Here is a 5,968-nt window from a genome sequence, read left to right as displayed (position 1 = left end):
GTTCGTCGAACCGACTTTTCTATATAAACTCAGCACTAAAGGACCCACGACCGGGGACGGTTTCCATCCTGAATCGCCTGGGATGGTGTCAGATGCAAGGCGGAAGAAGGAGTCATAGCGGCGCTATGGCGACTGATGACAACGAAGCAGATGGCGCCATACCGGGTGAGACAGGGGAAATAAGTCTCCGGCCGTGGGTCCTCTTATACGCCGGTCCCGTCAAACGCCGGGATGAATCCTTCGCTGGCACTGGATTTTTCTTGTACGAATCCATCTTCGATGCCGCTGTCAAAGAGATATTGTTCGGCCTCGTCGTATTCTTCATCCGTGAGGGGTCTGTTGATTTCCGGGTATTCACTGGCCCTGCCGCAGGGGACGTACTGGCGCATGAGGCTGAACAGGACTTGTTCTGGTCCGAAGTGGTCCCGTACCCAATCGATGACGTGCTTTGTATTGTCTACGTGGCCGGGCAGGATGAGATGGCGGATGACGACGCCTTTCTGGAGCATGCCGTCGTCGTCCAGAACATAGGGGCCCGTCTGGTCGTACATGGCGAGGATGGCCCGGGCCGCTACGTCCGGATAGTTCCGGGCTCCGCTGTAGCACTCGGCCATGGCCGGGTCCATGTACTTCAGGTCGGGCAGGTAAATCTGGACTTTTCCCTCGAAGGCCCGGATCGTTTCTACCCGTTCATAGCCGCCGCAGTTGTAGACCACTGGTACGGGCAGTGGCTCTGATAGGCTTTCCAGGATGGCCCGCGTATAGGGCGTGGGGGTTACGAGATTGATATTGTGTGCCCCTTGGGCGATAAGTTCGTGGTAGATGGCCCGGAGCCGGGACACCGTGATGGGGATGCCTTTGCCATCCATGCTGATTTGGGAATTCTGGCAGAAACAGCAGCGCAGGTTGCAGCTGGAAAAAAAGACCGTGCCCGATCCGCGGCTGCCGCTGATACACGGTTCTTCCCAGAAGTGCAGGGCCGCCCGTGCCAGTACCGGCTGGAGCGGACTGTGGCAGTAGCCGGGAAGGTCCGGGCTGATGCCGTCACTTTTTAGCGGCCGGACGACATGGCACTGACGGGGACAGTCCATGCAGGGCTGTGTTGTATTCATGAAAATCACCTCGATTCTACTATATACCAAAAAAAGGACGACCGCAAATGCGATCGTCCTTTTCTATTACCAGACTAGATTAGGCCTGTTTGAAGTCTTTCGGGCAGGTCAGTTCGGCGAAGCGTTTTGCTTTCGGATCCGTAGCGACCAGTTCCTGGAGTTTCTTCAGTCCTTCTTCTTCTACCGACTTGGTAGTCGTGTAGCTGGCCGGAACCGTCTTGGACAGTTCGAAGCACTTTCTGAGAGAACTGATACTTACAATGATGACCAGAATCAGCATGATGGCAGATACGGCGAACAGGAGCATTTCGCCCTTCGGCAGATACAGACCAAACATGTTGAGGAAGTCAGCCCAGAAGATAACGACAGTCAGGAATGCCCACGGAAGACCCGTGACCCATACATAGCGGGCTTTACCCATGCTGCAGATAACAACAGAGGAAATAGCCAGGGTGATGATGGCGAGCAGCTGGTTGGATACACCGAATATCGGCCAAATCGTGGACAAGTTGCCTTGTACGAGGATATAGCCCCATGCGCCGGAGATAGCAGCCGATGCGATGATGGCACCCGGAGTCCAATGGGGATCGCCGAATTTGGTCCATACGCGGCCAACGAGTTCCTGCAGCATGTAACGGCCAACACGTGTGCCGGCATCGATGATTGTCATGATGAACAATGCTTCGAACATGATGCAGAAATGATACCAGTAACTCATGAGAGAATCAAGACCAGGGATGTTGGAGAAGATGAATGCCATGCCGACAGCCAGCGATACAGCACCGCCAGGACGATGGGCAACGTTTTCACCAACCATTGCGTTCAACTGCGGCAGATCGACGACCTGCATGCCGAGAGCATTGAAATGTTCAGCTGTGGAGTTGATAGCAAAGTAATCATTCGGAACGAGGGATGTAGCTGCGATGAGGGCCATCATAGCTACGAAGGATTCGGTCAGCATAGCGCCATAACCGACAGGAACGATGGAGCGTTCATTCATCAGCATCTTCGGAGTTGTACCAGTAGAAATCATGCAATGGAAACCGGAAACAGCACCGCAGGCGATGGTGATGAAGATGTACGGAAGAACAGGGCCAGTGATGACCGGGCCGCCGCCAGCGCAGAACTGGGTGAGGGCCGGCATCTGGATGGTCGGGCCGACGACGATAACGCCGATAGCCAGGGCACCGATAGTACCAATCTTCATGTACGTGGAGAGGTAATCACGCGGAGCCAGGAGCAGCCAAACCGGAAGAGCTGCGGCAACGAAACCGTAGATGATCAGGGCGATATCAATTCCGTGGCGGCTGATGGTGAAAATCGGAGCCAGTGTCGGGGAAGCCTGTACAGCAGGACCAGCGACAACAGCCAGCAACGTCAGGACGACACCGATGACCGTGCCTTCCTTGATCTTGCCAGGACAGAGGAACTGCATGTAAATACCAATGAACAGAGCGATAGGAATCGTCATGCCGATGGTGAATGTGCCCCAGGGGCTGTCATGGAGGGCGTTGGAAATAACAACAGCCATACCAGCCATAGCGAGGATATTCAGGAACAATACGGCAAAGGACGTAGCCAGACCTGTCTTATCACCAATCTGGGCTTTTGCGATTTCAGCGATGGATTTACCATCGTAGCGCATGGAGCAGAAGAGGATAACACAGTCATGGACAGCACCGGCGAGAACACCACCGATGAGGATCCACAAGGCACCGGGCAGATAGCCGAACTGGGCAGCAATGACCGGGCCTACGAGCGGGCCAGCACCAGCGATAGCAGCGAAGTGATGACCAAATACGACGTACTTATTCGTCGGTACATAGTCATGACCATCTTCGAAACGGAAGGCCGGTGTGACATTGTACTGGTTGACCGTCAGGACCTTGGCACCGATGAAAGCACCGTAGAAACGGTAAGCCAGTATGAACACTAATGCAGAAATAATAACAACAAACAAACCGTTCATACAAAAAAACCTCCTTCTTAAATTTTAGTAGCACCATCCTCTGCGGAAAGATAATGAATGAGAGGACCCGCAAAGGACATACCCTGTATCACGCCTTAACTATAAGTCTTTACGACAAAAAATTCAAGAGCCTTTCTTCCTTCAGTGGACAAAAGGATAAATAGGCAATCTTTAAATGATAAAGATTTATGCTATAACGGCACGACATGATTTACTTTTGCCGTGTTTTTACAACAATCTTTACATGTAATATGATATTCGGTACTGTTATTTATTACAAATCTGTATAGAAAAAGTGCCGTATGACGTTACACCTATACGTTGGAAATACAGAAAATAGCAAAATTATATAATGAAATATTTTATATATATAATAAAAAATAAAAGTATAACGTTTTATCTTATTAAAACATTTTGATAATGAGAACTTAGGATACACTGCCTCTGAAAAATTTAAAACAACGAATAGTCGTGAAAAAGGCTTTCTTTTTACGACCGCCATTCCTGTGATATACTATAGATACTACGCAAAGGAGGAAACGACATGGATGCGGAATTTCAGCAATTTATTTCAATGATAGAACCAGTGGACGGGGATTTTGCCCGTTCCTATGAAGAAAAACTGGCTGCCTCCGGTCAGGCCGATACGGTTTTGTGTCACCTGGCTGGACGGCTGGCGGCCATACGGGGCAGTGAACGCCATGACCTGTTGAAAAAGGCCGTCATCATTTTTGCGGCCGATCACGCCGTCGATGGCGGTAAAAACGAATCGCAGGGCAAAAACAGCAAGGCCGACGCCCTGGAAATCGCCAGCGGCCGCGGCCCCATCAACAAAGTCGCCCATAAAGTAGGGGCCGGCGTCCTGCTCCTCGACATGGGGCTTCAGGAAGACATACCCGAATCGCCAGGCGTCCAGGTCCTGAAAGTCATGGCCGGGAGCCACTACTATGGAAATGGCCCGGCCATGGCGGAAGACGAAATGCTCGATGCCCTGTACAGCGGCATCCAGATTGGCCAGAACCTGGCCGATGAAGGCTATACGGCCATCGGCATAGGCAGCCTGGGAGAACGGTCCATCCTGACGGCCTTTATCCTGACGGCGGCCTTTTACCGCTCCCAGATGCCGGACCTTGCCGGTTCACTGAAAGAAAAGAATCAGATGAAAATGCTCGGCGCGGTGCTGCGTACTCATGGACTGGACTGTACCCGGCCGCTCGAATTGCTGCAGAAAGCCGGCGCGCCCGATGTCGCCGCCATGGTGGGATGCATCTTGTCGGCCGCACACCGCCACGTCGCGCTGGTCTTTGACAACGCCGTCACCGGGGCGGCCGTCCTGATAGCACAGGCTCTGCAGCCAGCCGTCATGGGATACGTATTTCCTTCGGCGGCCTATGCCGAACCGGTACACCGGATGCAGATGGAATACCTGCACCTGAACCCCGTCGTCAGCGATCCCGGAAAAGACGACCAGGCCATGGGATCGGTTCTGGGCCTCTCCGTCCTCGACGCGGCCGTGGAATCGATGAAAGAAGACTAAAAAAGCCCGATGCCCCCTATGGGGATAGGCATGGAAAACATTCGTGAGTATACTACTATATATAGATATATAAAAAAAGAGGTGCTATACGTATATGAAAACATTGTATCTTGACTGTTTTTCCGGTATCAGTGGCAATATGTTCATCGGCATGCTGATTCAGGCAGGCGTTCCCTTTGAAGAATTTCAAAAAGCCATGGCCCAGCTGGGACTGGACGGCTATTCCCTGATCTGCCAGCCGGTCAACAAACTGGGGATCCAGTCCGTGTATTATAACGTCCTCCTCGACTCGGAACAGGACCATCACCACCATCATGACCATGAAGAAGGTCATCATCACGACCACGGCCACGAAGAAGGCCACGGCCACGGTCACCACGACCATCACAATCACGGCCAGACCGTGAAGACGGCAGCTTCCCTCATCGATGCCACGGGCCATCATCACCATCATCAGCACCGGGGACTGGCCGATATCACGGCCATCATCGAAGCCTCGCCGTTTACGGAAGAAATCAAACAAAAGAGCCTGGCCGTATTCCAGGCCCTGGCCGAAGCGGAAGCCAAAGTACACGGCGTACCCGTCAGCGATATCCATTTCCATGAAGTCGGCGCCATCGACTGCATCCTCGATATCGTAGGGACCATCTGGGCCCTCGACTACCTGCATATCGAACAAATCGGCACATCGGCCCTCCACGTGGGGAGCGGATTCGTCCGCTGTGCCCATGGCATCATGCCCGTACCGGCACCGGCAACGGCAGAACTCCTGGCAGGACTGCCCTATTACTCGACCGATATCGATGGCGAACTCGTTACCCCGACAGGAGCCGCCCTGGTCAAGACACTGGCCTCCTATGCCGGCCCGCGTCCGGAAGAACTGATCCATGAAACCACGGCTTACGGGGCAGGCACCAAAGACCTGGCTATCCCCAACGTCCTGCGCGGCTTCATCGGCGAATGCAAGAAGTTCTGAGACTGGCAGGGATTAAAAGCCAGAGCCAGACAGTATGGTCTCACCTATTCCTGTGATAGGAAGGCGATTGAACGGAATACCAAACGGAAAAACCTGTTGCACCCAGAGTGCGGCAGGTTTTTTTGCATCCTGCAGGGAAGACGCGGTAATTTTTATTATTAATACTAATATGCTGATTCATGTTATAATATCATTATACAATAAATTCATAAGCAGTTATCGGATAAGTTATACGAGGAAAAATAGATGAGAAAATATATTGGGCATACTAGCGAAGAGGGACGACAACAACTGCTGATAGATCATCTGAAAGGAACGAGCCTTTTGGCAGAACGATTTGCCAGCGTGTTTGATGCGCCTGAATGGGGAAAAAT

4 protein-coding genes are annotated in these 5,968 nt (G+C 52.3%); 2 read left to right on the top strand and 2 right to left on the bottom strand.

The window, feature by feature from the left end; all coding sequences use genetic code 11:
- Positions 1–203 precede the first annotated feature (203 nt).
- Both DBO31_RS02365 and DBO31_RS02360 read right to left on the bottom strand, forming a co-directional pair.
- On the bottom strand, positions 204–1,112 hold the full coding sequence (locus tag DBO31_RS02365) for a radical SAM protein (RefSeq protein WP_150824347.1): 909 nt from the start codon (positions 1,110–1,112) through the stop codon (positions 204–206).
- A 79-nt stretch (positions 1,113–1,191) separates the two neighbouring features.
- Positions 1,192–3,081 (bottom strand): carbon starvation protein A, encoded by a 1,890-nt coding sequence (locus tag DBO31_RS02360; protein ID WP_150824346.1) that lies wholly within the window; start codon positions 3,079–3,081, stop codon positions 1,192–1,194.
- A 544-nt stretch (positions 3,082–3,625) separates the two neighbouring features.
- Here DBO31_RS02360 and DBO31_RS02355 point away from each other — a divergent pair.
- Together DBO31_RS02355 and DBO31_RS02350 are read left to right on the top strand one after the other, a co-directional pair.
- On the top strand, positions 3,626–4,618 hold the full coding sequence (locus DBO31_RS02355) for a nicotinate-nucleotide--dimethylbenzimidazole phosphoribosyltransferase (protein WP_059076471.1): 993 nt from the start codon (positions 3,626–3,628) through the stop codon (positions 4,616–4,618).
- 94 nt (positions 4,619–4,712) lie between these two features.
- Entirely contained in the window at positions 4,713–5,594 is an 882-nt protein-coding gene (locus DBO31_RS02350; RefSeq protein ID WP_075581640.1) for a LarC family nickel insertion protein, read from the top strand.
- Positions 5,595–5,968: the final 374 nt, after the last annotated feature.

Source organism: Megasphaera sp. DJF_B143 (assembly GCF_900320625.1).
GTDB classification, from domain to species: domain Bacteria; phylum Bacillota; class Negativicutes; order Veillonellales; family Megasphaeraceae; genus Megasphaera; species Megasphaera hexanoica.
The sequence above is the reverse complement of the archived record's forward strand: the minus strand, read 5'-3'. Positions and strand labels throughout refer to the sequence as shown.

What these genes read in the sequence shown, in the direction of transcription:
- DBO31_RS02360 (WP_150824346.1), bottom strand. Translation starts at nt 3,081, where the DNA reads ATGAACGGTTTGTTTGTTGTTATTATTTCTGCATTAGTGTTCATACTG.
- DBO31_RS02355 (WP_059076471.1), top strand. Translation starts at nt 3,626, where the DNA reads ATGGATGCGGAATTTCAGCAATTTATTTCAATGATAGAACCAGTGGAC.
- DBO31_RS02365 (WP_150824347.1), bottom strand. Translation starts at nt 1,112, where the DNA reads ATGAATACAACACAGCCCTGCATGGACTGTCCCCGTCAGTGCCATGTC.
- DBO31_RS02350 (WP_075581640.1), top strand. Translation starts at nt 4,713, where the DNA reads ATGAAAACATTGTATCTTGACTGTTTTTCCGGTATCAGTGGCAATATG.